At 67.8% G+C, this 24,685-nt stretch carries 24 protein-coding genes and 1 tRNA gene; 4 read left to right on the top strand and 21 right to left on the bottom strand.

From position 1 onward, the window contains the following. Positions 1-3: 3 nt before the first annotated feature. From J7D54_RS02765 to J7D54_RS02710, 12 genes are all read right to left on the bottom strand, one after another. Positions 4-1,545, bottom strand: a complete 1,542-nt coding sequence (locus J7D54_RS02765; protein WP_182762329.1) for an HK97 family phage prohead protease — start codon at positions 1,543-1,545, stop codon at positions 4-6. After that, positions 1,542-2,600, bottom strand: coding sequence for a phage portal protein (locus J7D54_RS02760; RefSeq protein ID WP_182762331.1), 1,059 nt, complete (start codon positions 2,598-2,600; stop codon positions 1,542-1,544). Before J7D54_RS02760 ends, J7D54_RS02765 begins: the two co-directional genes overlap by 4 nt. A 195-nt stretch (positions 2,601-2,795) precedes the next feature. Beyond that, the gene (locus tag J7D54_RS02755) at positions 2,796-4,214 is read right to left on the bottom strand and encodes a terminase large subunit domain-containing protein (RefSeq protein ID WP_182762333.1); all 1,419 of its coding nucleotides are present in this window, start codon (positions 4,212-4,214) and stop codon (positions 2,796-2,798) included. Further along, entirely contained in the window at positions 4,211-4,456 is a 246-nt protein-coding gene (locus J7D54_RS02750) for a hypothetical protein (RefSeq protein ID WP_182762335.1), read from the bottom strand. The genes J7D54_RS02755 and J7D54_RS02750 overlap by 4 nt, the downstream gene beginning before the upstream one ends. A 615-nt stretch (positions 4,457-5,071) precedes the next feature. After that, positions 5,072-5,323, bottom strand: coding sequence for an HNH endonuclease (locus tag J7D54_RS02745; protein WP_182762337.1), 252 nt, complete (start codon positions 5,321-5,323; stop codon positions 5,072-5,074). Further along, a complete protein-coding gene (locus J7D54_RS02740; protein WP_182762339.1) occupies positions 5,316-6,323 on the bottom strand; it encodes a hypothetical protein in 1,008 nt (335 codons plus the stop codon). The genes J7D54_RS02745 and J7D54_RS02740 overlap by 8 nt, the downstream gene beginning before the upstream one ends. A 110-nt stretch (positions 6,324-6,433) precedes the next feature. Further along, complete coding sequence (locus J7D54_RS02735) at positions 6,434-7,264, bottom strand: hypothetical protein (protein ID WP_182762341.1); 831 nt, start codon at positions 7,262-7,264, stop codon at positions 6,434-6,436. Between the two features lie 71 nt (positions 7,265-7,335). Then, complete coding sequence (locus J7D54_RS02730; protein ID WP_182762343.1) at positions 7,336-7,530, bottom strand: hypothetical protein; 195 nt, start codon at positions 7,528-7,530, stop codon at positions 7,336-7,338. A gap of 169 nt (positions 7,531-7,699) precedes the next feature. Further along, positions 7,700-8,311, bottom strand: a complete 612-nt coding sequence (locus J7D54_RS02725) for a hypothetical protein (protein WP_182762346.1) — start codon at positions 8,309-8,311, stop codon at positions 7,700-7,702. 199 nt (positions 8,312-8,510) lie between these two features. Beyond that, on the bottom strand, positions 8,511-9,062 hold the full coding sequence (locus tag J7D54_RS02720) for a hypothetical protein (protein ID WP_182762347.1): 552 nt from the start codon (positions 9,060-9,062) through the stop codon (positions 8,511-8,513). After that, positions 9,059-9,313 carry a hypothetical protein gene (locus J7D54_RS02715; RefSeq protein ID WP_182762349.1) on the bottom strand — a complete coding sequence of 85 codons (255 nt, stop codon included), beginning with the start codon at positions 9,311-9,313 and terminating at the stop codon, positions 9,059-9,061. Before J7D54_RS02715 ends, J7D54_RS02720 begins: the two co-directional genes overlap by 4 nt. 26 nt (positions 9,314-9,339) lie before the next feature. Then, the gene (locus J7D54_RS02710; RefSeq protein WP_182762351.1) at positions 9,340-9,534 is read right to left on the bottom strand and encodes an AlpA family transcriptional regulator; all 195 of its coding nucleotides are present in this window, start codon (positions 9,532-9,534) and stop codon (positions 9,340-9,342) included. 118 nt (positions 9,535-9,652) lie between these two features. Between J7D54_RS02710 and J7D54_RS02705 the strand changes: the two genes are divergently transcribed. Further along, positions 9,653-10,315 carry a hypothetical protein gene (locus J7D54_RS02705; RefSeq protein WP_182762353.1) on the top strand — a complete coding sequence of 221 codons (663 nt, stop codon included), beginning with the start codon at positions 9,653-9,655 and terminating at the stop codon, positions 10,313-10,315. Then, on the top strand, positions 10,290-11,402 hold the full coding sequence (locus tag J7D54_RS02700) for a site-specific integrase (RefSeq protein ID WP_182762355.1): 1,113 nt from the start codon (positions 10,290-10,292) through the stop codon (positions 11,400-11,402). Before J7D54_RS02705 ends, J7D54_RS02700 begins: the two co-directional genes overlap by 26 nt. A 24-nt stretch (positions 11,403-11,426) precedes the next feature. Here J7D54_RS02700 and J7D54_RS02695 read toward each other — a convergent pair. The 8 genes from J7D54_RS02695 to J7D54_RS02660 all read right to left on the bottom strand — a co-directional run bounded on the left by J7D54_RS02695 (position 11,427) and on the right by J7D54_RS02660 (position 21,170). After that, positions 11,427-11,502 (bottom strand) — tRNA-Arg (locus J7D54_RS02695). 68 nt (positions 11,503-11,570) lie between these two features. Continuing rightward, on the bottom strand, positions 11,571-12,584 hold the full coding sequence (locus J7D54_RS02690) for a dihydroorotate dehydrogenase-like protein (RefSeq protein WP_182762357.1): 1,014 nt from the start codon (positions 12,582-12,584) through the stop codon (positions 11,571-11,573). Then, on the bottom strand, positions 12,581-16,159 hold the full coding sequence (gene nifJ / locus J7D54_RS02685) for a pyruvate:ferredoxin (flavodoxin) oxidoreductase (protein ID WP_182762359.1): 3,579 nt from the start codon (positions 16,157-16,159) through the stop codon (positions 12,581-12,583). Before nifJ ends, J7D54_RS02690 begins: the two co-directional genes overlap by 4 nt. Next, positions 16,156-17,793: an NAD(P)-binding protein gene (locus J7D54_RS02680; protein ID WP_182762361.1), complete on the bottom strand. Its 1,638-nt coding sequence runs from the start codon at positions 17,791-17,793 to the stop codon at positions 16,156-16,158. Before J7D54_RS02680 ends, nifJ begins: the two co-directional genes overlap by 4 nt. Before the next feature lie 234 nt (positions 17,794-18,027). Then, positions 18,028-18,384 (bottom strand): thioredoxin, encoded by a 357-nt coding sequence (trxA, locus tag J7D54_RS02675; RefSeq protein ID WP_076063888.1) that lies wholly within the window; start codon positions 18,382-18,384, stop codon positions 18,028-18,030. A 135-nt stretch (positions 18,385-18,519) separates the two neighbouring features. Then, on the bottom strand, positions 18,520-19,272 hold the full coding sequence (locus tag J7D54_RS02670; RefSeq protein WP_182762363.1) for a class I SAM-dependent methyltransferase: 753 nt from the start codon (positions 19,270-19,272) through the stop codon (positions 18,520-18,522). After that, on the bottom strand, positions 19,269-19,955 hold the full coding sequence (locus J7D54_RS02665) for a metal-dependent transcriptional regulator (RefSeq protein WP_182762365.1): 687 nt from the start codon (positions 19,953-19,955) through the stop codon (positions 19,269-19,271). The genes J7D54_RS02670 and J7D54_RS02665 overlap by 4 nt, the downstream gene beginning before the upstream one ends. A gap of 72 nt (positions 19,956-20,027) precedes the next feature. After that, positions 20,028-21,170, bottom strand: a complete 1,143-nt coding sequence (locus tag J7D54_RS02660) for an N-acetylglucosamine-6-phosphate deacetylase (protein ID WP_245244090.1) — start codon at positions 21,168-21,170, stop codon at positions 20,028-20,030. Between the two features lie 85 nt (positions 21,171-21,255). On the opposite strand from J7D54_RS02660, the gene serC reads away from it, so the two are divergent. Next, a complete protein-coding gene (gene serC, locus J7D54_RS02655) occupies positions 21,256-22,353 on the top strand; it encodes a phosphoserine transaminase (RefSeq protein WP_182762366.1) in 1,098 nt (365 codons plus the stop codon). Between the two features lies 1 nt (position 22,354). On the opposite strand, the gene J7D54_RS02650 is transcribed toward serC, so the two are convergent. Next, positions 22,355-23,320 carry a hypothetical protein gene (locus J7D54_RS02650; protein WP_182762368.1) on the bottom strand — a complete coding sequence of 322 codons (966 nt, stop codon included), beginning with the start codon at positions 23,318-23,320 and terminating at the stop codon, positions 22,355-22,357. 161 nt (positions 23,321-23,481) lie between these two features. Here J7D54_RS02650 and J7D54_RS02645 point away from each other — a divergent pair, with 161 nt between their 5' ends. Next, the gene (locus J7D54_RS02645; RefSeq protein ID WP_182762370.1) at positions 23,482-24,102 is read left to right on the top strand and encodes a hypothetical protein; all 621 of its coding nucleotides are present in this window, start codon (positions 23,482-23,484) and stop codon (positions 24,100-24,102) included. Positions 24,103-24,685 lie beyond the last annotated feature (583 nt).

Raw genomic sequence — 24,685 nt, 5'->3', positions numbered from 1 at the left:
TTATCAGGGGAGGGTCGGGGCGATCTTGACCAGGCCGGGGCGGACCTGGACGTAGGAGGAGGCGTAGCCGTAGACCGAGAACGCCTTCGACAGGTTGACGATGTTCTCGTCCTGCAGGCGGAACGGGGCGCCGGGGGCTTCCTGGGTGCGGATCGCCTGCGAGTCGTAGGCGAGCTGGGCACCGGCCGGGGCGTTGGGCCAGAGGCTGACCTTGAGGCCAGCGATGTTACCCTCGAGCGAGGTGACCGTGACGGTGCCGACCTTGTCCTCCGGTGCCTGGGTGATCTGCAGGATGCGGTCGGTGGCCGGGACTGCCAGCAGGTCGAGGAACGCATCCTTGGCGACCAGGAGGCCGCTGAGGTTCGCGTCGTTGTCCTCGAAGTGCTCCACCAGTTCGATGAGGCCGGCGACCACGCCGTCCTGGGTGGAGAAGTCGGCCGTCACGCTGTCCAGCGCGGTGGCGGTGGCGTCGTTGTAGGCGGCCGTGAGGGTGGCGCGGGTGAGGGCTTCCACGGCGCGGGCGTACTTGAGGTACAGGGCGCGGAAGGTGAAGTCCAGCACGCCCACCGAGGTGCGCTCGATGCTCTGGCGGGTCAGCTCGGTCCAGCCACCCAGGGTCTTGACCGGGGCGGTGGCGGTGCCGATCTCCAGCTTGCCGTAGACCAGGTCGGCACCTTCGGCCGTCTGGACGTCAACGTCGGTGGTGTCGGCCTTCAGCACGCCGTACTCCACGTTGTTGCCCTCGGCCGGGAGGTCCTTGGTGTGGCGGAAGAGCTTGGTGATGCGCTGCTTCTCGGCGCCGAGGTTGATGACGTCACCAACCCAGCCATCCTTGGCCACGAAGTCACCGGAGACGGCGCCGGCATAGGCGCGCTTGGCTCGGTCGTCGTCGGAGGCCAGGGCCTTGACGTACTCGCCGAACGAGCGGAACAGGTCACCCTGCGGCTCGGGTGCGGCGGTGGCTTCGGTGATGGCGAGCTTGAGTTCGCGCTCCATCTCCTCCATGTTGTTGCGGACCTCGTCCAGGTCCGCCCGGGTGAGCATGTCGCCCATGGGTGTTTCTCCTTCGGTTCGGGCCTCTCGGACCTGGGTGATTGCCGCGCCGGAGTAGGCCGGCAGCGGGACGATCGAGACCTCGCGGACTCGGATCTTGGTTCGGGTTCTGGTGATGGAACCGTCGTCGTGGGTTTCGTCGGTGTGCTCGATCGGCGTGAAGCCGATGGACAGGCGGTCAACGACGCCGTCGCGCAGCAGCGTGTAGGCCTCGTCACCTCGCGGGGTCCGCGACAAGACCCCAGTGATCTCCCACCCCTCGTCGGTGTCGTGCGAGGCGGTGATCCGGCCAACCGGCTCCTCATGGCGCCACCAGACCTTCGCGTCGTCAGAGTCGACGACAGCGCCGCGGGCGATGCGCTCCTCGTAGAGGCCGGCGATGTTGGCCACGGTGTCCCACGGGACGGCGATGCCGGTGAACTCGCGCTTGCCGCTGTCGTCGGGTTCGGCGAGGCGGACTTCGAACTCGCGTAGCTCCAACTGGTCGGTCATGCAGGCTCCTTGGGTGCGGACGACGAGGACGAGGAGCCCGGGCGGGAAAGGACGGCCGCCTTGAGCTCCTCGTCGGACAGGGGGTCACGGTCCTCGATCTGGCGGACCTCGTTGACGGTCAGGAACCCGGTCTCCAGCGCGATGCGGTGCGCCTCGTAGCGCTCCTTCGTGGCGGGTCGCAGGATCGCGTTGACATTGAAACGGGCCTTCTGGCCTCGGGGAAGCAGCGCGGTGACGGCTTCCTCGATCTCGCGCAGGTACGACATGAGCGTCCAGCGCACGAACGACAGGTCAGCGGCCTGACCCGACATGTAGGTCATGGAGCCGCCCTGGACCACTGCATGCATCAGGTGGGCCGGGATGCCGAACAGGCGGGCGATGTCAGTGACGGAGAACTGGCGGGTCTCCAAGAACTGCGAGTCCTTTGGTGACAGCAGCAGCGGGTGGTAGGCCATCCCCTGCCCCAGCACGACGGGCTCGCGGCCATTGACGGAGCTGACCCAGCGTTCCTTCATGCCCTTGGCCTGATCCGCGGTGATGTGCTGGTCCGAGGACAGAACGCCGTTGGGGACCGTGCCGGTGTCGAACCATTCGGTGGCGTAGTCGCGCTGGTCGACGGCGCCGCGCAGGTCCGCAGAGCACGCCTGGATCGGGCCCAGGCCGCGGTTGAGGCCGGGAACCCGCATCAGCTGCAGGTGGCGCACCCGCCACGGCTTCAGGTCGCGGCCGCGGTGGGAAAAGGAGCCGTCATCGTGGACGTGCACCTCGTGCGGATTGAGCACCACCAGTGCCGAAGGCGCGTCTGCTGCGCTGTCGCGCTCCACCCGCCAGAAAGCGTTGCCCGTGGCCGCCAGGGAAGTCGCCGTCAGCTCGAGGAAGGCCGAGGAGGTCATCTTGACGTCTGGCTGGCGCACCCAAGCCGGCGGGGTGATCTGGGTCTTGTTCCGCTCCACGTCGATGGTCAGCTGCGAAACGGCCGAGGAGATGATCTGAATGGCCCGATAGACCGGGATCAGGCTCAGCGCTTGGTCTTGTGAGATCTGTAGCCGGTCCACGCGAGGCGGTGGGGTGATGCCCGACGGGGACGGCTCGGTGACCGGAGCCTCACTCCGCTGCTCAGTTGGTTGGTCACCCAGTCTCTCGGCTGCCTCCGCATCGGGGAGCCCTAGAAGCTTTGACCACCAATCCAAGGCAGGCCTATCGCTCGTGGGGAACTAGTACCTTAATGATAACGATTCTGATTCTCAGTGTCAATAGAGGGCTGGTTCTTGGGCTTGTTCCACCTCAGCAGCCAAGACAGCCAGCGCGGTGGCCACCACGGCGTCGATCTCCACCGAGGAGTCCTTCCGGCTGATCCGGTAGCCCTCCCCCACGTTCTTGCGGACGGTGCGCGGCATCTGCACCGACAGCAGCGGGTCCCCACGGTGCCGTAGGCGGTCCTGGGCGAGCTTGGAGTGCAGCAGGGCGGAGGCGTTCATCAGGTCGCCCTGGGAGGCGATCTTGACCGGCAGGCCGCGCTTCTTCAGCTCGAGGCCGAGGTCGCGCAGTTGGTAGCCGTCGACGGAGTAGGTCAGCGGGGACCACTTGGCAAGCCGGACGCAGATGTCCGCGAGACCCTCGATGGTGGGTTGGGGAACGGAGGCCACGACCTGGGTCCAGATCGTCTCCTCGACCCGGCCCGCCACCGAGATGGTCGCGTGCCCCCACTCCGGCGTCCTGTCGATCGCGAACACCGGCCGGACTTCGCGAGGGAAACTCTCGCCCTCGCCCCAGGCTGCAGCCGCCCACGCCCCGGCTCCAATGAAGGTGGCCGACGACGACACGAACCTGTTGAGGCGATACCTGATGACGTCGGTCTCGGGCATGGAGCGCACATCGCCAACGACCGTGGCAACGTCGATACGGCCCGCTGCAAGGGCCGGCGAAGCTGCCTTGAGGTATTCGCCCAGCTCGGCATCGTCGGACGGCACACGGGCCTCTGGGGCCTCCCAGATCCAGTGCCCGAACGTGGCGCCACCCTCCCCCGTCTCGGCGAGCTTGTAGAGGTGCTGCAGCAGCTCGGAGTGCTCGTCGCCGGCCGTCGTGATGCCTGCCACCAGACAGTCGTAGCGGCCGCCCGTGCCGTTGACCAGATCAGACCAGAGGCTCTGCCGGATGAGGTGGACCTCGTCGACGAGGCCCAGATCGATCGGGAGGCCCTGGAGCGCTGCGCTCTTGGTCGCCTTGATCTCGTAGCGGCCGCCGTCCTTGGCTCTGATCCCGCGGGTGTCGGTAAGGGCCTCGAACTGGACCGCCAACGACGGGTTGCGCTGGATCACCCTCATGGTCCGGTCGTAGACCAGGCGGGCCTGCTCAGCGCTGGAGGCGATGCCGACGACGTAGGGGCTGACCTTCCACAGCAGGAACAGCAAACCGAGCGCCGCGGCGATCTCCGTCTTGCCGTTCTGTCTGGCCAGCGAGACAAGCGCCTGCCTCCACCGGAGACGGCCCGTGGCCGGGTTGATCTCGGTGACGTGCTCGAGCAGGGACTCCTGCCAGTCCTCCAGGACGTAGCCGCGGGCCTGGCGCCACGCGATCCGGAAGACCGCCCGGTAGCGGGCGAACACCGAGGGGAAGTCGGGCGTCAGCGGTGGCGAGTATCGCGTCGGTGGCCACGGAGCAACCCTCACGCCGCCTCAGCTTCCGCCAGAGCCGCTGCCAGCGGGTCGACATGCTCCGCAGTGGGTCGCTCCTTCGACAGCGCCCGAAACGCCAAACCGAACTGTCCCAGCAGCGCGGGGGCGAGGTCGCCGGCGTCGAGCTGGGCGGCCATGGCCCGCAGCGCGACAACAGCCGGTGCGTGCTGGGGCCCGAGCCACGGCGAGGCCGTCTCGAAGTCGGCCACCGCAGAGGTGAAGCTCATCTCAGCCATCTCGGCTCCAATCTGGTTGAATCCTGAATATTTCGGGGCCGTTCGTGAAGAGAAGAGGTGGGGCGGGGTGATCGTGTCCCGGCTCGAAAAAACGGCTCGCGTCTCCGGCCATTCCGTTGGCTCGGTCGTACTCGCGGTGGCATTCGCGACAACGGGCGGTGTAGTCCAGGACATAGGGAGACCAGCGCGCCTGCTTCACTCGCTCCTTAGTGCCCTTCCGGTTGAGTGCGACAACGGGACCAGTCTGCTCCCAGCGCGATCCTCCGTTGTATGACCAGTCTTCGGCTCTTCTTCCGCACTCACAGACGTAGTCGCTTGGCTTCCCGCGCCAGTACCGAACTCGGGCGTGGGCTCCTCGGTAGCTGCATGGCTCAGTCGACGGCATGCGCACGATGTGCAGCGGAGGGAGCTTGGCCCGTACAGCCCTTGCGGCGGCCTTCTCTGGATTCCCTTCGACCCACCTTCGGGTGTAGCAGGCGGGGCAGAGGCCCTTGGCGTGGGCGGGGGCTCCACACGAGCACGGGGGCATCCGTAGGGCACGGTCGCTCTCGTAGTGCGGAGGGCAGAGGCCACGGGCCTTGATCCTGTCGTCCAGGCATCCTTCGATCTTGCACATCAGAGTCGCTCCAGCCACTCGGGGGCGCAGTAGGCGGTGCGCACCACGACGCGGGCACCCTTGATGCTGTTGCAGGGCGTGCAGCAGGCGATCAGGTTCGATTGCTCGTCGGTTCCGCCGTTCGCCTTCGCGATGATGTGGTCAACGGTCGTCGCCGGCGCTCCGCAGTAGCCGCAGGTGTGACTGTCTCGCGCCAACACTCGCGCTCTGGTCGCCTGCCACGCGCTGCCCTTGGACGAGTGCTTACTCATCGCCTCGTCCTTCGTCGCGAGCCTCGAGCCACAGTCGGTAGTGGATGGTGCACATCTTCCGGCCGAACTGGGGGCTGTCGCAGCCGTCGACGGTGCAGGGGGCGGCGGTGGCCTTCTTGTGCTTGCGGTAGTGGGGGCGGCACCGGCGCATGGTATAGGTGGGCTTGGTGCACCCCTCCTCTGTGCAGGTGTCGGGGTTGGTCTTCCGCACCCCCGGTTTCGGGCCTGGCTTGAGCCGCTCCGTCTCCACGTAGGGCTCCAGCCATTCAGGGTTCTGCCCGGTGGTGTATGCCTGCACGTGTTTGCTGCAGAGGCCACGCCTTGAGTGTCCGTCCAGGCAGCCGGGGACGTTGCAGCCCAGGCCCGCATCGCCGCCCATGAGTGTCTTCTGTTTGCGGTAGTGCGAGTCGCAGAGCCCCCAGGCAACGACGGGGCCGCTGCACAGGTTCGTCAGGCAGGCCGACCCGCTGGTGGTGTAGATCCCTTCGCGGCGGTCGTCTCGTTCGATCTGGCGGGCTGCGGTCTGGATCTCCTCGAGGCGGATGAGGATCTCGGGAGGGTTCTCCGCCATGAGGTCAGTGCCGTGGAGGGGGTGGCGGGTGACGGGCCGGTACCCGTCGGCCACGCTGGCGTCGAGGGCGTCAGTCGACATGATGCCCCTCGAATAGGCCTGGCGCGCCGCGGCGCCGGAGGGGTGTTCGCTCCTGCCGACGATATCGCTGAAGTGGTATCGGGCCCTCATGTTTAGGCCTACGTGGAGGTACTTGGCGAACTGGAGGTGGGGTGAGTGCAGCCAGGGGTCAGGGAGGAACTCGTTGGCCATCTCCATGGCTTCCACGATCAGCCAGTCTTCGAGGTCGGCCCTCAGCTCAGAGTCGCGGCGCACGTCGTACAGCTTGGAGCCCTGCTTGGAGAACACGATCTCGCAGACCCGCAGGATGATCTCGCCCCACGCTTCCTTCCACTGGTGCCAATGGAAGTCCTCCCACGGTTCCGGCATTGGCAGGGCATACCAGCAGGGCACGACCCACTTGTTGGCTGCCTCATCGGCTGGATAGGCGACCCAGCGTGCTGGCTGGTTCGTCAGGCGGCTTCTGGCTCCGTGGCGGCTCATGCAACTCTCCGGTCTGCGTTGATCTTGTTCCATATGACTCTGGGATGGCTTCCCGACTCCCACATCCCAGCGGCGGTGGAAGGCTCCCAGCCGTCGAGGCCGAACCAGTTGTCCAGCCACTCCTCGAGGAGTTCGATGTCGTCCTGCAGGTCTTCCCACGTGTAGCCCTGCAGGCAGGGCGGGCCGGCGCCGCCGAGGTCCCAGAGGCTCTGATCCCCGACCTTCGCGGACGAAGCTTGCTTCGGACCCGACGGTCGAGCGGAATCGACCCGATTCGAAGAATCGGATGCATGCAATGCATCTGATGAAGAAGCGGATTTGATGTATTGATCTGATGGGGGTACTCCCACTGACCCCTTCAAAGTGCTCAAATTGACCCCTTCCTCACCCCTTGGGTGCTCAAATTGACCCCTTCGGGATTCGCTGGCGGTCGCGATGTCCACAAGTTCCTGTTCCTCAAGGGGGTCTCCCACTGACCCCTTCTCTTCAAGGGGGTCTCTGGTTGACCCCTTGCCGTTGAGGGGCAGAAGAGCCTTCGGAATCGCCAGTTCGTACTCGTCCGCCAGGCCCTTCGCGACGTGGTTTCCGCCCTTGCGGGTCAGCTTCAGCCAGCCGACCTCCGTGGCCATCGCGAGGGCGCCGCGAGCGGTGTTCCTCGTCACGCCAGCATCCGAGGCGATCCGGACGAGCCCTGGGTGCGCCCCTCGCCCCTTGGCGTCGGTGTACGTGAACATGTTCACCATCACCCGGTACTCGCCGTGGGACATTGCCATGCCGCGCAGCAGCTTGAGCCAGACGTGCTTGTTGATCTTGTCGGGCAGCGCCATCTTTCACCTCCTCGGTGACCGCCCGTGCCCCCGCATGCCGAGGCACACGAGGGCACGGATCTGGTAGTCGTTCACGCCGCCTTGGCCCGCCGGTCGACGCGCATCAGGCTGCGCAGGTACTCGTCGACGGGGCTCTCGGCGCACTTTTCGCAGACGCCGCGGGGCAGGCCGGCGCCGCCGTCCACCCAGCAGCCCACGGCGTGGAACTTCAGCCGGCCACTGCGCTGGTAGCGGTGAGACGGCTGGTAACCGTGGGGAGACGTCACGATGTCCGCCTCCCCCTCCAGAGGCCCTTGTCGTACGCATGACGGCGCTCGGCGCACTTCCTGCAGACGCCCGGCTTGAGACCGGGCCCTCCATTGACCGCGCATCCGACCGCGTGGGAGATCAGGCGACCTTTGTCCCGCTCGGGCGGCTGGTAACCGAGTGGCGCCCTCACGCTGCCTTCTCCTTCCCGACCCAGACGCGGCACACGCCACCCGAGCGCGAAGGCCGGCGGGACTCCCGGTAGCCCACGGGCGTGATGAGGCCCTCGTCCTTGGCGACGCGGAACAGAGATCCCCAGCGGTTCGGGTGGTCGGGGTCAGGGACGCCCATTTCGGTGAGGTCATAGGCGTCGAACGGCGTCTCCGTCTGGGCGAGCCACTCCAGCGCACGGCGAGCGCTGTCGTACCACCAGGAGTCCGCGGCGGGATCAGCGACCGACGACGACCCGGAGGGTGTCACTGAGGGCACCACGCCTCCCAGCGCCTCGCGGACCTGGCGGACGAGATCCCAGTGCAGTCGGACCTCGCAGCTACGAAGGTAGATCTCGGGCCCGTAGCCTGGGTGGGGGATGAACACCCTCATCACGTCGTGGCCAGCTTCGGCCAGTCCCTCGAGTACGAGCCTGCGTAAAGAGCTCAGCAGCAGCGGGTCGGGGTCGCCGTACTTGATGGAGATGTCGACCATCCTGGCTGGCCCATGGTCTGCCTTGCACCATGAGGCGTGCGCTACCTCTTGGTTGCGGATGGGGCTCAGCTCCCCCCTCGGGTCGGTCGAAGTCATGCCGTCACCAGCCTCTCGGCCGAGGCCGTGCCGGGAGTGCCGGCGCACCTGCCGCAGACGACCAGCTCACCTTCCTCGACGCACCTGCACGGCGCGTCCTTGCACTCCCAGATCCTTGGGCAGTCGCAGCGATCCCAGTTCTCGCAGCATTCCGGGCGGTAGTGCTGTTCGTTGCCGCAGTCGGCGCAGTAGTTGACGATCACGACGTGGCCCCCAACTGCTCGCCGGCGTGGATGAGCGCCTTGCCCATGGCCAGCGCCTCGGCCGGCGTCAGCTCCTCGCCGGAGCGCATCATCTCAGCGAAGACGAACGGGCGGCGTTCGTTGGTCGGATCGTGGTCCTCGAAGCCGTACTCGACGACCCAGCGGCCCTCCTCGCGTCCACCCAGGGCCGTGTGCACGGTGCCCTCGCCGGTGTCGCTGTCGATCTCGCACCAGTCGGGGCACTCCCCCGGCACCCACTTCACCGGCTCCGCGGTGACTTGCGACCGCGAGTGCACGACCGCCTCCATGCTGGCGCCGAACCGCTCGATCACCGAGTCGATGACTTGGGCCCTCTGCCTCTGTGTCAGCCACTCCGGCAGCCGGAGGGTGAGCCTGTCGAGCTCGTCCTCGGCGCGGCGCAGCTCGCTGGGTGTCGCCGGAGCAGCCTGCTGGGTAGACTTGCTGGAGAGATCTGCCGTCAAGTAGCTCTCCGGGCCCTCAGCGAGCTGCAACTCGTTGGGGGTCATCTTGGTTTCGGTGGTGGTCACTTGAGTCCCTCCTTCAATGTGGTGGTGATCCGTCCATCCGGCAGGCTGCGGGAGGACTCGTAGTCGTAGATGGCCTCGTTGAACGCGGCCTCAAAGGCTTCCTCAGGTGTCTGGCACTCCGGGCAGTTGCCTCCAGCCAGGACGCCCCTGCGCCACACGAGGTTCCAGTCTCCGTGCCCCCGATACCTCTTCCCGCACTTGATGCACTTCATCCGCTTGAGGGCCTCGTCGAGGCTCATTTCCGGCTTCATGGCGGTGTCCTTTCTGCCCCGGCCGGTCAGGCCGATGCCTTCTCGTACTGTTCGTTCAGCCACTTCTCGACGTCGGAGCGCTTGTAGACGACTCGCCCCTCGAGCGAGAACGAGCGCGGCCCTCGATCTCCGATGTGTCTCCAGAAGCGAATCGTGCTCTCCTTGATGACTCCCCCAGTCATCTCCGCCACCTGCTTGGTTGTGAGCAACTGATCATCCATTTCCCATCCCTCACTTCACTTGTTTCACCAGTTTCTATGCACTGGGGTTTCTAGTGACTCCATAGTAACCACACTTTCCTGTAGACGTCAACAGGGATTTCCAGTTAGAGTTGTCCTTGTGAGAGATGAGCAGACCAGGAACGAGATGATCGGCCGCACGGTCGCGGCATGGCGAGGCGACATGTCGCAGAAGGCTCTTGCCGACGAGATGCGGGCGCTCGGCCACAAGTGGAGCCAATCAACGGTCTGGAGTGTGGAGTCGGGCTCAAGGCCGCTGAAGCTGGTCGAAGCTGTCGATCTGGCTAGGACATTGCGAGAGGATGGCGCCGGCTTCTTCGCCGTAGCATGGCTGGCCGACCCCACGGGCCGGCACCGCATGGTCGCGCTGCGCGACGCGCAAAAGGCGCGAGAGAAGGCCGAGGACGCCATTCTGGACTACTTGAAGAAGCGCTACCTGGCGGCGGGCTGGGTGGAGAGCTTCCTCGACAACCGCGAGCAACATCGCTACGGAATGAGCCCGGCCGTCCTCTTCGAGGTCGCGGAGATACTCTCGGACCGCGGCGACATTTCCGCGCTCGGGGAACGCGCCCTCGAGCAATGGCACCGAGTACACCTCCTAGACGAAGACCCTGAGGACGACTCGGTCCTTCAGCGAGAGATCTCCGACTTGATCAGAGACCGTCTGGAACTCGTCAAGACCGTGTGGGAGCGCTGGACTAAGGAAGTCATCGAGGCCTTCCCAAGGAAGGAGCCTCATGGCGAACATCCAGAAGAGACCTGACGGGAAGTGGCGGGCCCGGTACCGGGACGCCGCGAAGAAGGAGCACTCCCGGCACTTCACCCGGAAGATCGACGCGCAGAAGTGGCTCGATGAGGTCACCACGTCGAAGCTGACGGGAGCCTACGTCGACCCGCGCCGGTCGAAGGAGACGGTCGGCTCAATGGCCGCCACCTGGCTGGCCTCCAACCCTGACTGGACGGCCTCCACGCGGTCGAGGAACACGGGCATCGCGGAGAACTACATCAAGCCGCGCTGGGAGAACATGGCCCTGCGGGACGTGACCCATGAGGACATCCAAGAGTGGGTTGGGTCTATCGATCGCGCCGGCGGGACCGTGCGGAAGATCGCCGGCGTGCTGTCGTCGATCCTTGATCTCGCAGTGATCTCGAGGCGGCTGGCGGTCAACCCGGCGGCGTCGGTGAAGCTGCCCAAGCAGGACTTGAAGCCGCGCCAGTACCTCAGCGCCGCCCAGGTCGAGAGGATGGCCGCGGCCGCGGGACAGGGCCGTGACGTCGTGCTGGTGTTGGCCTACACAGGTCTGCGGTTCGGTGAGCTGGCGGCGCTGAAGGTGCGCTCCGTCGACCAGCTGCGGCGCCGGTTCATGATCGAGGAGTCCGTCACCGACGTCGACGGGGAGCTCCACTGGGGCACTCCGAAGGACCACCAGCGGCGCAGTGTCCCCTACCCGAAGTTCCTCGCCGAGGACATCGCGGCACGGATGAAGGGCAAGAAGCCAGACGACCTGCTCTTCCCGACGAACCGCGGTGCCGTCATGCGGGTGGTCAACGCCCGCCGGGACTGGTTCGACAGGGCCGCGGTCAAAGCTGGCGTAAAGGTCACTCCGCACGAGCTGAGGCACACGGCCGCCTCGCTGGCGGTGAAGGCCGGGGCCAGTGTCCTGGCGCTGCAGCGGATGCTGGGCCACGACAAGCCGAGCACGACGCTCGATGTGTACGCGGACCTGTTCGACGAGGATCTCGACGACGTGGCAGAGCGACTGGCGACGGTCCGCGCTTCAGGAGTTGCGGACTATTTGCGGACTAAGCCGGAACTGGTCGACGGGAAGCGACTGCAAGAAGCCCTCTAACTGCGGCTTGACTAGCGCTTTTGCTGGCGACCCCGGTTAGATTCGAACTAACGACACCCGCTTTAGGAGAGCGGTGCTCTATCCCCTGAGCTACGGGGCCAACCAGGTCAGGATACCGGCCGGAGAGCCGCCCCGCACAACGGGCGCGGCGGCGCTCCGGACTGTCGTTCAGCGAAGCGATCCGTAGGTGGCCTTGGCCTTCTCCAACGCCGAGACGTACCCGGAGCGCTCATAGACGTCGGCGGCCGCTTCCTTCGGCACGCTCAGCAGCCCGCGCGCCTGGTGCAGCGTCAGGTCGCGGTCCTCCAACCAGGCGGCCAGTTCGTCGACGAGCACGTCGGCGTAGGCGGGGCCGCGTCGGATCAGCGATGAGGTGGTCATCACGACGTCGGCTCCAGCCAGGATGTACTTGATGACATCCTCCGGCCGGTCCACGCCCGTGGTGGCGGCCAGCGACGCCGCGATCTTGCCGCGGAGCACCGCAATCCAGGTGCGCGGCAGGCGGGCCTCCACCGGGGAACTCAGCGAGACACCGGATTCGACGGTGACCCGGTCCACGTCGATGTCCGGCTGCAGGAAGCGGTTGAACAGCACCACGCCGTCCGCGCCGGCGTCCACCAGTCGCAGCACCATGTTGCCCACCGACGAGAAGTACGGGCTGATCTTCACGGCCACGGGCACGTCGACGGTGCTCTTCACCGCCGCGATGATCTCGAGGTGCCGCTCCTCCACCGCAGCGCCGGTCATCGTGATGTCACCGGGCACGAAGTAGATGTTCAGCTCGATCGCCGAGGCACCGGCGTCGGCCAGGCGGCGGGCCTGCTGGGTCCAGCCGCCCATCGACGCGCCGTTCAGCGAGGCGATCAGCGGCACGTCGATCGCCTTGGCGCCCTGCTCGACCAGCTTCAGGTATGCGTGGCTGGCGTCCTTCTGCGAGGCGGGCACCGTCGGGAAATAGCTGAGCGCCTCGGGGAAGGAATTGTCGTACATCTCCTCCAGCGCGGCGGCGGCCTCGGCCTCACGGCGGAGCTGTTCCTCGAAGAGCGAGTACATCACGACGGCTCCGACGCCGCCGTCGGCCAGCGCCTTGATGCCGGCCACCGACTGCGACAGTGGCCCGGCCGAGGCGACGACCGGGTTGCGCAGGGAGAGGCCCAGGTAGGTGGTGGTCAGGTCGGTCATGAGTCTCTCCTCGGGTCTGCAGCGAAGGAATCAGCGCCGCGGGCGGCGAGCTGTTCGTATTCACCCCACCGGCGGTCGATCTGTTCCTGTGCCAGGGAGAGCAACCGATCGGCCTCCTCCGGGTCTGCGGCCCGCAGCACGCGGTAGCGCAGCTCGACCGACTGGTACTCGGCCAGCGACAGCCGCGGGCGCGGGGAGTCGAGCAGGAAGGGGTTGCCGCCGGCGTCGCGGATGACGGGGTTGTAGCGCATCAGCGGCCAGTGACCGGAGTTGACCGCCTTGTACTGCTGGTCCAGGCCCTTGCGCATGTCGAAGCCCTGGGCGATGCAGTGGCTGTAGGCGATGATCAGGCTGGGGCCGTCGTAGGCCTCCGCCTCGCGGAACGCCTTGAGCGTCTGCTGCGGGTCCGCGCCCATGGCGACGCGCGCCACGTACACAGACCCGTAGGCCGAGGCCTGCAGCGCGAGGTCCTTCTTGTTGGTGGTCTTGCCGCCGGAGGCGAACTTCGCGACGGCGCCCATCGGCGTCGACTTCGAGGCCTGGCCGCCGGTGTTGGAGTACACCTCGGTGTCCAGCACGAGGATGTTGACGTTGCGGCCGGAGGCCAGCACGTGGTCCAGGCCACCGGAGCCGATGTCGTAGGCCCAGCCGTCGCCGCCGACGATCCACACGGAGCGCCGCACCAGGTGGTCTGCCACCGAGCGGAGGTCCTCCGCGGCGGTGCCGGTGAGGTCGGTCAGCCTCGGGAGGAGCAGCTTGACCCGCTCCATCTGCGCCGCGATCTCGGAGCCCTGCCGCTGCCTCGCACCCAGGATGGCGTCGACGAGGTCGTCGTCGCCGATCTGCCCCTTCAGCTCCAGGAGGCGACGGCGGGCCAGGTCCTCGTGGAGGTCTGCGGCCAGCCGCATCCCCAGGCCGAACTCGGCGTTGTCCTCGAACAGCGAGTTGGACCAGGCCGGGCCGCGACCTTCGGCGTTCTTCGCCCACGGCGTGGTGGGAAGGTTGCCGCCGTAGATGGACGAGCACCCCGTCGCGTTGGCGATGGTGGCGCGGTCGCCGAACAGCTGGCTGAGCAGCTTCAGGTACGGGGTCTCGCCGCAGCCCGAGCAGGCTCCGGAGAACTCGAACAACGGCTCCAGTAACTGGGTGCCGCGCACGGTGCCGAAGTCGACGTTGACGCGCTTGTTGACCGGGAGTTCCTCGAAGAACTCGACGGCCTCGATGTCCTTGCTGCGGTCCAGCTTCGGCACGAGGTTGATGGCACGGCGGTTCAGCTGACCGATGGGCTTGACGGGACACGCCTCCACACAGAGGCCGCAGCCGGTGCAGTCCTCGACGTAGACCTGCAGCGTGTAACTCGTCGACGGGAGGCCGGCGGCGTTCAGGGGTGCGCTGAGGAAGCCGTCGGGCGCGCCGTCGAGCATCTCGGTCGGGTAGGACTTGGCACGCAGCACGGCGTGCGGACAGACGAAGGCGCAGTTGCCGCACTGGATGCAGGCCTCCTCGTCCCACTCGGCGACGATCTCGGAGATGTTGCGCTTCTCGAACTTCGTCGTGCCGGAGGGGTACGTGCCGTCGACGGGCATCGCCGAGACGGGCAGGTCGTCGCCGCGGCCCTGCAGCATCGTCGCGGTGACGGTGCGGACGAACTCGGGCGCATCCGACGGCACCGGCGGGATGAAACCCCGACCGGAAGTGGCGTCGACGGGGATGTCGAGCTGGAAGAGGTCCGCGAGCGCGGAATCGACCGCCTCGTGGTTCTTCCGGACGACCTCGGCCGACTTGCGGGCGTAGGTCTTGGAGATGGCGTCCTTGATCTTGCGGATCGCCAGTTCCCTGTCGAGCACGCCGGAGATGGCGAAGAAACAGGTCTGCAGGATGGTGTTGGTGCGGCTGCCCAGGCCCGCCGCGCGCGCCACCTTGCCGGCGTCGATCACGTAGACCTTGAGGCCCAGTTGGATGATCTTCTCCTGCATGGGCTGCGGCAGGTGGTGCCACGTCTCGCGCGGGCCGTACGGGGAGTTCAGCAGCAGCGTGGAGCCGGGCCGCGCGAACTCCAGCACGTCGACGCGCTCCAGGATGGACCAGTGGTGACAGCCGATGAAGCCTGCCTGGCTGACCAGGTACGGCGCCTTGATCGGATTGGGGCCGAACCGGAGGTGCGAGACGGTGCGCGAGCCGGACTTCTTCGAGTCGTAGACGAAGTAGCCCTGCGCGAACAGGTCCTCGGAAGAGCCGAGGATCTTGATGGTGTTCTTGTTGGCGCCGACGGTGCCGTCGGAGCCCAGCCCGTAGAACACGGCGCGCAGGGTCTCGGGGTCCTCGAGGTCCAGCGTCGGGTCGTAGTCGAGCGACAGGTGCGTCACGTCGTCGTTGATGCCGACGGTGAACCGGGGCCGCGGGTGCTCGGAGCCCAGCTCGTCGAAGATCGCCTGCACCATCGCGGGCGTGAACTCCTTCGACGACAGGCCGTAGCGACCACCGATCATCTGGGGCAGCGAGGCCCGCCGACCGTTGGCGACCGCCTCGCCCAGCACGGAACTGACGTCGAGGAACAGCGGCTCGCCTGAGGCGCCGGGCTCCTTGGTGCGGTCCAGCACCGCGAGGCGCCGCACGCTCTCGGGCAGGGCGGCGAGCAGGGCCTCCGTCGGGAACGGGCGGTACAGGCGCATCTGGATGACCCCGACGCGCCCGCCGTCGGCATTGAGCCTGTCCACCACCGGGGTGACGGCCTCGATGCCCGAGCCCATGATGATGACGACCCGCTCCGCGTCCTCGGCGCCGTGGTACTCGACGAGGCCGTAGCTGCGGCCGGTGAGCGCCTCGAACTGGTACATGGCGTCGGTCAGGACGCCGGGCACCCACTCGTAGAACGCGTTGGACGTCTCGCGTGACTGGAAGTAGGTGTCCGGGTTCTGCGCGGTGCCGCGGATGAACGGGTTGGCGGGGCTGAGGGCGCGGCCGCGGTGCTCGAGCACCAGGTCGCGCGGGATGAAGGCGCGCAGCTGGTCGTCGGTGAGGCGCGTCATGGTGTTGAGCTCGTGCGAGGTGCGGAACCCGTCGAAGAAGTGCACGAACGGCAGGCGCGTGCGCAGCGTGGCGTGGTGCGCGATGGCGGCCATGTCGTGGGCCTCCTGCACCGACGCGGAGCTGAGCAGACACACGCCCGTCTGCCGCACGGCCATGACGTCCTGGTGGTCGCCGAAGATGGACAGGCCCTGCGTCGCGAGGGAGCGCGCGGCGACGTGGAACACCGTCGAGGTCAGCTCACCCGCGATGCGGTACATGTTGGGGATCATCAGCAGGAGGCCCTGCGACGCGGTGAACGTCGTCGACAACGCACCACCCTGCAACGCGCCGTGCATCGCCCCGGCGGCGCCGCCCTCGGACTGCATCTCGATGACGGTGGGCACCTGCCCGTAGATGTTGGGGCGGTGGTGCGCCATCCACTCGTCGGCGAGTTCCGCCATGGTGGAGCTGGGCGTGATGGGGTAGATCGAGCACAGTTCGCTCACCCGGTAGGCGACGTCAGCCGCTGCCTCGTTGCCGTCGATGATGGCCTGCAGGCTGCTCATCGTCCTCCCTCCGGAATCATCTCGATGGCGTGCACCGGACACTGCTCGTAGCAGGTGGCACAGCCCGTACATTTTTCGTAGTCAAAGCGGTACCGGTTGCCCTTGCCCAGCTTGATGACGGCGTCCTCCGGGCAGGCGCCGAAGCAGCCGTCGCACTCGAAGCAGTTACCGCAACTGAGGCACCGGCGCGCCTCGAAATTCGCCTCCTCGTCGGTGAGGCCGGAGACGATCTCGGCGAAGTCGCCGATGCGGTCCTCCCCCTCCGTCTCCTGGTGCTGCCGACGGCCGTGGTCGCCGAAGTACCACACGTTCATCTGGTCGAGGGTGACGACGGGGTGCTTCAGCGGCGTGACCCATTCCTCGGTGTTGAGGTAGGCGTCGATTCGCTTGGCCGCCTTCTTGCCGTGGCCGGTGCCGATGGTGACGGTCCGGTCCGACGGCACGGCGTCGCCGCCGGCGAAGATGCCGGGCACCGCGGTCATCAGCGAATGCGGATCGACGTCGACCACGTCGTCGTTGAAGCTCATGCCGGGGATGGCGCGGAGGAAGTCGGTGTCGGCGCGCTGGCCGAGCGCGAGGATGACGGTGTCGGCGGTGAGCGTCTCGTACCTGCCGGTGCCGCGGGCCCTGCCCTCCTCGTCGATCTCCATGACCTCGACGGTGAGGTCCTCGTCGTGCATCTCCTTGATGGTGCGCAGCCAGTTCATCTTGACGCCCTCTGTCTGGGCGCCCTCGAGTTCCTCGGCGTGGGCGGGCATCTGTTCCTCGGTGCGCCGGTAGACGACGACCGACTCCTCCGCGCCGAGCCGCCGGGCGACCCGGGCTGCGTCCATGGCCGTGTTGCCGCCGCCGTAGACGGCGACCCGGCGGCCGATGACCGGCCGCTCGCCCGAGGCGACGTCGCGCAGGAAGCTCACCGCGTCGACCACCCGTGTGGCGTCTGCCGAGGGGATGTCGACGCGCTTGGAGATGTGGGCGCCGACGGCGACGAACACCGCGTCGAACCGACCCTGCTCCTGCATGGCCAGGAGGTCCTTGATGGGGGTGTTCTGCCGGAAGACGATGCCCATCTCGCGGAGGCGGTCGATCTCGGCGTCCAGCACGTCGCGCGGGAGGCGGTACTCGGGGATGCCGTAGCGCATCATGCCGCCGGGGAGGTCACCGGCGTCGAAGATCTCCACGGCATGGCCGAGGCGGGCGAGGTGGTACGCGGCGGAGAGGCCGGAGGGGCCTGCGCCCACCACCATCACGCGGCGGCCGGAGGCGCGGCGGACCTTGGGGAACTGCCAGCCCTTCTCGATCGCGAGGTCGCCCAGGTAGCGCTCCACGGAGTGGATGCTGACGGCGGAGTCGAGCTCCTGACGGTTGCAGGCGGTCTCGCACGGGTGGTAGCAGACGCGCCCGTGGACGGCGGGGAACGGGTTGTCGGCCACCAGTTGCCGCCAGGCCGCCTCGGCTTCGCCGGCCTTGATGAGCCTCAGCCATTCCTGGATGTTTTCACCCGCCGGGCACCCCGCGTTGCACGGCGGGAGCATGTCCAGGTAGATGGGACGGCGCGAGCGCACCGCCGCCACCCGTCCCTGGCTAGCACTGAGATCCGGTTGGACCGTCATGTCCTTGCGATCGGAGGTCATCGTCGTCCCTTTCGGTTACTACTACTGGCCATAGTAGGCGGCGGGGGTATGGGCCTCCGGAGGGGGTGTCCCCAAACGTTGGGCCGCGATGTGCCGTGAGCAATTGGATGGGGCCACGGGCGCGACACGCCGACCACCAGCGTTACGGAACCGGTGACTCTACGTGCTCACGCACGACGACGGCGGACCGCCCCCGGAGTGGGGACGGGCCGCCGTTGATTGGTGGTCTGCGGGTTACTTCTTCTGCTGATCGGCGAGCGCGGCCTCGATGTCGAGGTCGCGGATCTGCTCGATCACGGAGTCGAGCTGCTTGCCGCTGAGCATGCCGGCCTGGCGGAACACCAGCTGGCCGGACTTGAAGCCCATCAACGTGGGGATGGACTGGATCTCCAGCGCAGCCGCAAGGTCGCGCGCGTCCTCGGTGTCGACCTTCGCGAACACGACGTCGTCGTGCCGCACGGAGGCGTCATCGTAGATCGGCGCAAAACGCTTACACGGTCCGCACCAGTCCGCCCAGAAGTCGACCAGCACGATCTCGTTGTCCTTGACCGTGCTCTCGAAGTCAACAGCAGTCAGGTCAGTGGTCGCCATGGGTGACACCTTTCGTCGTCGTTTCCACGTAGTGCAACGCGGTGGGATTACGGGATATTCCGCCCGACACTTCGACCATACCCCGGCTCGCTGCCACTTCCTATGGACCGAAAGGGTTCCCAGCGCGGCAAGGAGTTACTTGATCGCGATGATGCGGCGCATCGGCAGCGGCACCTGGACAGGGCCGATCCGGAGCCGCTGGCGGAGGAAATCGAGCGTGGCGGCGGTGCGGCTGGCGTCCACGGGGGCGCGAAGCCCGGCGAGGAAGCGCTCCGCGTCCTCCTCGCTGGCCAGTTCGTAGTAGTACTTCGCCCGCTTGTCCTCGGCCTTCGTGAGGCCCACCTCACCCAGGGCACGCTTGGCCTTGAACTCGGTGACGCCCGGGAGGTGCGGGGTGGTGCGCAGGTAGCCGCCCAGACGGCTGACGATCTTCAGGTCCTCGATGTTCGCGGGACGCAGCGACGGCGTGAGTGCGGCGAACACACCACCCGGCCTCAGCACACGGGCGGCCTCCGCCAGGAACCGTGGACGGTCCGCCACGACGGAGATGCCGATCGAGCTGACCACCGCGTCGAAGCTGTTGTCGGCGAACGGCAGGTAGGAGGCGTGCGCCTGCACCAGCGGGCCGCGGCCGCGGCGCTGCGCCTCGCGCAGCTCCGCCTCTGACCGGTCGAGGCCGATGACGGTGCGGCCCGGCCGCTGCAGCCGCTCGATCATCGCCCCGGCGCCGCAGGCCAGGTCGAGCACGGTCACGGCAGACGACGACACCGCCCGCGCCAGCCACTCGTAGGGGGTGCGGTCGCCGCCGTAGGTACGGGACAGCACCTCCTCCATGGCGCCGGGCTTGCGGGTGCCGAACCACCTCAGCACGCCGTCGAGGTCGCTCACTCGGGGCTCACGAACAGCAGTTCCGCAGTGTGCACGGGCACGTCGACGGCGGCCTCACCGACGGTGATGTGCACCATGTCGCCGATCCTCACCGCCTCGAAGGGGGTGTCAGGGCCGAAGCCGGTGCGCGCCAGGAGCCCCAGCGAGTGCGCGTCGGCCTGGAGGTTCTCGCTCATGCGTTGCAGCACGAACCGCTGCGGTTCCTCGGTCACCATGTCGGTGAGCGGGTCCGCGCCTTCGCGGAACGGTTGGTGGTGCACGTCGATGCCGAGTTCGTGCAGCCCGGGAATGGGGTTGCCGTAGGGCGAGTGGGTGGGGGAATCGAGGATCGCGACCAGGCGCTTCTCCACGTCCAGGGAGATGACGTGCTCCCAACGGCAGGCCTCGTCGTGCACCTTCTCCCACTCGAGGCCGATGACCTCCGTGAGCAGGCATTCAGCGAGGCGGTGCTTGCGCATGACGTCGCGCGCGAGCTTGGCGCCGGTGCGCGTCAGCTTGATGGTGCGGTCCTCGTCGACGACGAGGAGTCCGTCTCGTTCCATCCGCCCCACGGTCTGCGAGACGGTGGGACCGGACTGGTGGAGTCTCTCAGCGATGCGGGCCCGAAGCGGCGGGATCCCCTCTTCGAGCAGCTCATACACCGTGCGGAGATACATCTCCGTGGTGTCGATCAGGTCACTCATCGCCACCCCCTTTCCCCGGCCATCCTAGCCCCGGCGTGGTTGCGGGAAGCCTGGCGCCGCGGCTTGGGCCCCTCAACCGGCCTGGGAGGCGACGATCCACTCGCCGCGGCGCAGCACGCCCCTCAGCACGCCGTCGTCGTCCACGAGGCACACGTCCGCGAACTTCCCGGGCGCGAGTTCGCCGACGTCCGGCACGCCGTGCCACTTCGCTGGGGTGGTCGACGCCATGAGCGCCGCGTCGGGGATCGAGACGCCGACCTCCTGCACGACGAACTCGAAGGCGCGGGCCATGGTCAGGGTGGAGCCGGCGATGGCGCCCTGGCTGCCATCGGTGGTCACGAGGCGGGCTGTGCCGTCCTTGACCGCCACCTCGAGCTCACCGAGGAGGTAGTTGCCGTCGCCGATGCCGGTGGCGCTCATGGCGTCGGTCACCAGCGCGACGCGGCCGGGTCCGGCGGCGTCGATGGACATGGCGGCGATCACCGGGGCGTGGTGGATGCCGTCGCAGATCAGCTCCACCATCACGCGCTCGTCGGAGAGCAGCACCGGCACGGGGCCGGGCTCGCGGTGGTGGATGGAGCGCATGGCGGAGAACAGGTGGGTGGCGATGTCGGCGCCCCACTCGATGGATTCCGCGGTGGTCACGTCATCGGCATCCGAGTGGCCGAAGGCGACATGGACCCCGGCCTCCACGAAGCGGCGGGTGGCTTCCTCGCCGTGGTCGCGTTCGACGGCGAGCGTGATCATCTTCAGGGCGTCGCCGCCGGCGGCGATGAGGCGCTCGACGGATTCCGGATCAGGGTCGCGCAGCAGCGCGGGGTCGTGGGCGCCCTTCTTGGCCTCGGCCAGGAACGGCCCCTCCAGGTGGATGCCGCCCAGTTCGCCGGCCTCCACCAGTTCCTTCAGGACGGCCAACTGCGCCTCGAGCTTCTCGATGGGTTCGGTCACCGTCGAGGCGAACACCGTGGTGGAGCCCTGCTTGCGGTGGTAGTCGACGGCCCGCAGGTTGGCCTCTCGGTCGGGGTTGCCGAAGGCGACACCGACGGCCCCGTGGCAGTGCGAGTCGACGAATCCCGGGACTGCCCAGAGGGCGCCCTCTCCCCCGCCACCGGATTCGACGGAGACGATGCGGTCACCGTCGACGGTGAGGACCGCGTCGTCGACGACGCCTTCGGGAGTGACTGCGTGGGCAACCTTGATCTGCGTAACGGCCATGGTTCCATCCAACACCACTCGTTTCGCGGCCCTGAACATGGATCCCCGAAATGTGCAGGTCGGGTGAGATGAGAAGATTGCCCCCATGATGATCCCCGACGATCTGCTCCCGCTCGACGGCCGGTTCGGCTCCGGCCCGGCGAAGGTTCGCCCCGAGGCCCTCGACTACCTGGGCCTGCGCTCCGACATCATGGGCACCTCGCATCGTCAGGCCCCGGTCCGCGAACTGGTCGCCACCATTCAGGCGGGCCTGGCCGAGCTGTACCGCCTGCCCGACGGCTACGAGGTGGTGCTCGGCAACGGCGGCTCCACCCTGTTCTGGGACATGGCCGTCTTCTCGCTGATCGAGCAGCGCTCGGCCCACGGCGTCTTCGGCGAGTTCACCCGCAAGTTCGCCCGCGCCGCGTCGCGCGCCCCGCACCTGGACGACCCGGCGATCTTCGAGGCCCCCGTGGGCGGCGTCGCGCTGCCCGAGAGCCGCGACTCGGATGTCCACGCCTGGGCGCAGAACGAGACTTCAACCGGCGCGGCGGCCCCCGTCGTGCGCCGTGGCGACCCGGATTCCATCGTGCTGATCGACGCCACCTCGGCCGCCGGCGGCATCGACGCCGACATCTCGGAGACGGACGTCTACTACTTCGCCCCGCAGAAGAACTTCTCCTCCGACGGCGGGCTCTGGCTCGCGTTCGCCTCACCCGCTGCCGTCGAGCGGGCGGAGCGGATCAAGGCCGGGGGGCGCTACATCCCCGAAATCCTGGATTTCAGCACCGCGGTCAGCAACTCGCGGAAGAACCAGACGCTCAACACCCCCGCGCTGGCCACGCTGCTGCTGCTCGAGGACCAGATCCAATGGATGCTGGACCTCGGCGGGATGGCGGAGGTCGCGGCGCGCTGCCGCCGCTCCAGCCAGACGCTGTATGACTGGGCCGAAGCGCGCAGCTTCGCGTCGCCGTTCGTGACGGACCCGGCGCACCGCTCCCCCGTCGTCGCAACGATCGACCTGGACGAGAGCGTCAACGCAGCCACGGTCATCGCAGCGCTGCGCGACAACGGCATCCGCGACGTGGATCCGTACCGGGCGCTGAACCGCAACCAGCTGCGCGTCGGCTGCTATGCGTCGGTTGACCCCGACGACGTGGAGGCGCTCACCGCGTGCCTCGACTACGTGATCGAGCGGTTGTAAGTCAGTTGCGCCAGAGGTAGGTGACGACGCCGGCGGCGAGCGCCACGGCCGCGGCCAGCGCCAACGCCGTGATGGTGCCGGCCCTCGCCGGGCCCTCTTCAGCGGCGGGTTCGGGGGCGGCGGGTTCCGCGCTCCCCGTGGCAGTCGGCGCCGTCGTGGACGGCTCTGCCGACGGCGACTCCGCCACCTGCGGCGCCACGGTGGTCGTCACGTCCTCACCGGGCACCTCGCTGACGCGCACGGCGGGGTTGCCGCCGACGAAGAGTTCGTCGTCGGCGCCCCTCGCGATGGATTCGCCCTCCGGGGCCCCGACGATCGTGTCGGTGACGAGCGGTTCCCACCGCAGGGCGTCGATGTACTCGATGCCGGTGGTGGTGCGCAGCGCCATGGTGGAGCCGTCGCTGAGGAAGACGCCGTCGGTCACGCCCTCAGGCGCGTCCTGAACCCGCACGAGGGTGTTCATGTTCTCGCGGCTGATGTCGCCGCGCACGCGGTAGATGCCCGGGGCGTCGCCGGCCGTGACGATGTAGATGTTGCCGCGGCCGGAGATCAGCATCGCCTGCGCGTCCTGCGGTTCGTCCTCATACTGGAAGTCGTAGGCGTGGTACGTGGTGCGCCCGCCGTCGGTGGAGCCGAGGCGGTAAACGACGATGGTGTCGCGGGTGCTCCTGGGGTCTCCGATGTCGCCGACCCAGAGCCTGTCGCCGGACCAGGACAGTGCCTGCACCGAGACGAGGTCTGCGGTGAACGTGACTTCCTTCTCGCCCGTGGCGTCGACCAGCGTTCCCTGGTCCGCGTCTGCGCCGGCGAGCCAGAGTTCCTCGTTGCTGGGGTCGTAGGCCATGCCCACCAGCGGGGCTGCGTTCTCGGGGATGGTGACGTCCTCTGCGGATGCCGGCAGCACGGCCGTGGCGAGCGCCAGGCCGCCGGCCAGCGAGGCTGCTGCGCTACGGACGAGGATGTTCATCAGACCGCCCAGCATAGGGCGTCACCGGTGATCACAGCTGGCCGCCCCACACGGCGCTGGCGACAGCAAGCAACACGAGGGCCACCAGGACCCCCGTGACTATCAGGCGACGACTTCTCGGATTCACTGCGTTGATACTACGCGCGGGATAACGTGGAAGCATGCACCGGCTCGTCGTCTACGCGATCTCGATCGATGAGGTGCGCGACATCTTCCGCGCTCCGGCGCCTCTGGCCGAGCGCCTGCGCGCGGTCGCCGCCGAGCGTTTCGCGGCCCCCCAGCCGTCGCGTCGGCACTGGTTCGGGCCCCTGATGCGGCGTGATCCGGCCAACGAGGTCGACCCGTCGCTGCCGCAGCGCACGGATGTCGACGCGCTGCTCACCGGCGCCTACATTCCGCCGGACCGCATGGCCCCCAGCTGGCACCTGTTCCAGGCCTGGCTCGACGAGTTGTCGGCCGCCCGTCGCGACATCCCGTGGGACGCGGAGACCTTCGACAGGGTTGAATGGGACCTCGCCCGCGGCGGCCTGAACAGCGACTACTCGCTGCGTTCGTTGGCGGACCGCCAGTTGGCCGTGCCGCTGCGGCCGCTCCCCGGCCAGGTGGTGGGCTACGCGAAGCGGGTGCACGCCGTCGAGGCCCTGGAGGACTACCGACGCGTGCTGACCAACCCGGAACTCAGCGACGAGGCGCGCTCCTGGCTGCAGCCCGTCGTCGCGGTGCTCGAGGCTGTGGCCTCGGACGAGCGGCTGGATGTCGCCGTCGTGGGCACCGACTCGTAGCCGCACCCGAAGGGCCCCGGACCCACCCGCACTGATCCCCCAACGACCACCGGCAGCCGCCAGCTCACAGCAGGAGATGGGAGGGGCCCGACGGGTTAGGTGGGCGTTGTCGGAGTCCCGACGCCAACACCCCGCCGAAAAAACCCACGCGCGTCGGGACCCCGGCATGGGCGGGAGGGCCCCTCCCATCACCTGCGGAACCGGCCGCAAGCAACCACCGCCGGCCACCCCCACCAACGGCAACAGTCAGCTCACAGCAGGAGATGGGAGGGGCCCGACGGGTTAGGTGGGCGTTGTCGGAGTCCCGACGCCAACACCCCGCCGACAAAACCCACGCGCGTCGGGACTACGGCATGGGCGGGAGGGCCCCTCCCATCACCTGCGGAACCGGCCGCAAGTGACCACCGCCGGCCACCCCCAACCAACGGCAACAGCCAGCCCACAGCAGGAGATGGGAGGGGCCCGACGGGTTAGGTGGGCGTTGTCGGAGTCCCGACGCCAACACCCCGCCGACAAAACCCACGCGCGTCGGGACCCCGGCATGGGCGGGAGGGCCCCTCCCATCACCTGCGGAACCGGCCGC

This window comes from Tessaracoccus sp. MC1865, from assembly GCF_017815535.1.
GTDB lineage: Bacteria > Actinomycetota > Actinomycetes > Propionibacteriales > Propionibacteriaceae > Arachnia.
The sequence above is the reverse complement of the archived record's forward strand: the minus strand, read 5'-3'. Positions and strand labels throughout refer to the sequence as shown.

Excerpts from the sequence above, each read along its gene's own strand:
- nifJ (WP_182762359.1), bottom strand. The coding sequence starts at position 16,159 with ATGAGCAGCCTGCAGGCCATCATCGACGGCAACGAGGCAGCGGCTGAC.
- J7D54_RS02725 (WP_182762346.1), bottom strand. The coding sequence starts at position 8,311 with ATGACTTCGACCGACCCGAGGGGGGAGCTGAGCCCCATCCGCAACCAA.
- trxA (WP_076063888.1), bottom strand. The coding sequence starts at position 18,384 with ATGGCGACCACTGACCTGACTGCTGTTGACTTCGAGAGCACGGTCAAG.
- J7D54_RS02740 (WP_182762339.1), bottom strand. The coding sequence starts at position 6,323 with ATGCCGGAACCGTGGGAGGACTTCCATTGGCACCAGTGGAAGGAAGCG.
- J7D54_RS02645 (WP_182762370.1), top strand. The coding sequence starts at position 23,482 with ATGCACCGGCTCGTCGTCTACGCGATCTCGATCGATGAGGTGCGCGAC.
- J7D54_RS02745 (WP_182762337.1), bottom strand. The coding sequence starts at position 5,323 with ATGAGTAAGCACTCGTCCAAGGGCAGCGCGTGGCAGGCGACCAGAGCG.
- J7D54_RS02715 (WP_182762349.1), bottom strand. The coding sequence starts at position 9,313 with ATGAAGCCGGAAATGAGCCTCGACGAGGCCCTCAAGCGGATGAAGTGC.
- J7D54_RS02710 (WP_182762351.1), bottom strand. The coding sequence starts at position 9,534 with ATGGATGATCAGTTGCTCACAACCAAGCAGGTGGCGGAGATGACTGGG.
- J7D54_RS02735 (WP_182762341.1), bottom strand. The coding sequence starts at position 7,264 with ATGGCGCTGCCCGACAAGATCAACAAGCACGTCTGGCTCAAGCTGCTG.
- J7D54_RS02650 (WP_182762368.1), bottom strand. The coding sequence starts at position 23,320 with ATGAACATCCTCGTCCGTAGCGCAGCAGCCTCGCTGGCCGGCGGCCTG.
- J7D54_RS02660 (WP_245244090.1), bottom strand. The coding sequence starts at position 21,170 with ATGGCCGTTACGCAGATCAAGGTTGCCCACGCAGTCACTCCCGAAGGC.
- serC (WP_182762366.1), top strand. The coding sequence starts at position 21,256 with ATGATGATCCCCGACGATCTGCTCCCGCTCGACGGCCGGTTCGGCTCC.
- J7D54_RS02750 (WP_182762335.1), bottom strand. The coding sequence starts at position 4,456 with ATGGCTGAGATGAGCTTCACCTCTGCGGTGGCCGACTTCGAGACGGCC.
- J7D54_RS02765 (WP_182762329.1), bottom strand. The coding sequence starts at position 1,545 with ATGACCGACCAGTTGGAGCTACGCGAGTTCGAAGTCCGCCTCGCCGAA.
- J7D54_RS02680 (WP_182762361.1), bottom strand. The coding sequence starts at position 17,793 with ATGACCTCCGATCGCAAGGACATGACGGTCCAACCGGATCTCAGTGCT.
- J7D54_RS02700 (WP_182762355.1), top strand. The coding sequence starts at position 10,290 with ATGGCGAACATCCAGAAGAGACCTGACGGGAAGTGGCGGGCCCGGTAC.
- J7D54_RS02665 (WP_182762365.1), bottom strand. The coding sequence starts at position 19,955 with ATGAGTGACCTGATCGACACCACGGAGATGTATCTCCGCACGGTGTAT.
- J7D54_RS02690 (WP_182762357.1), bottom strand. The coding sequence starts at position 12,584 with ATGACCGACCTGACCACCACCTACCTGGGCCTCTCCCTGCGCAACCCG.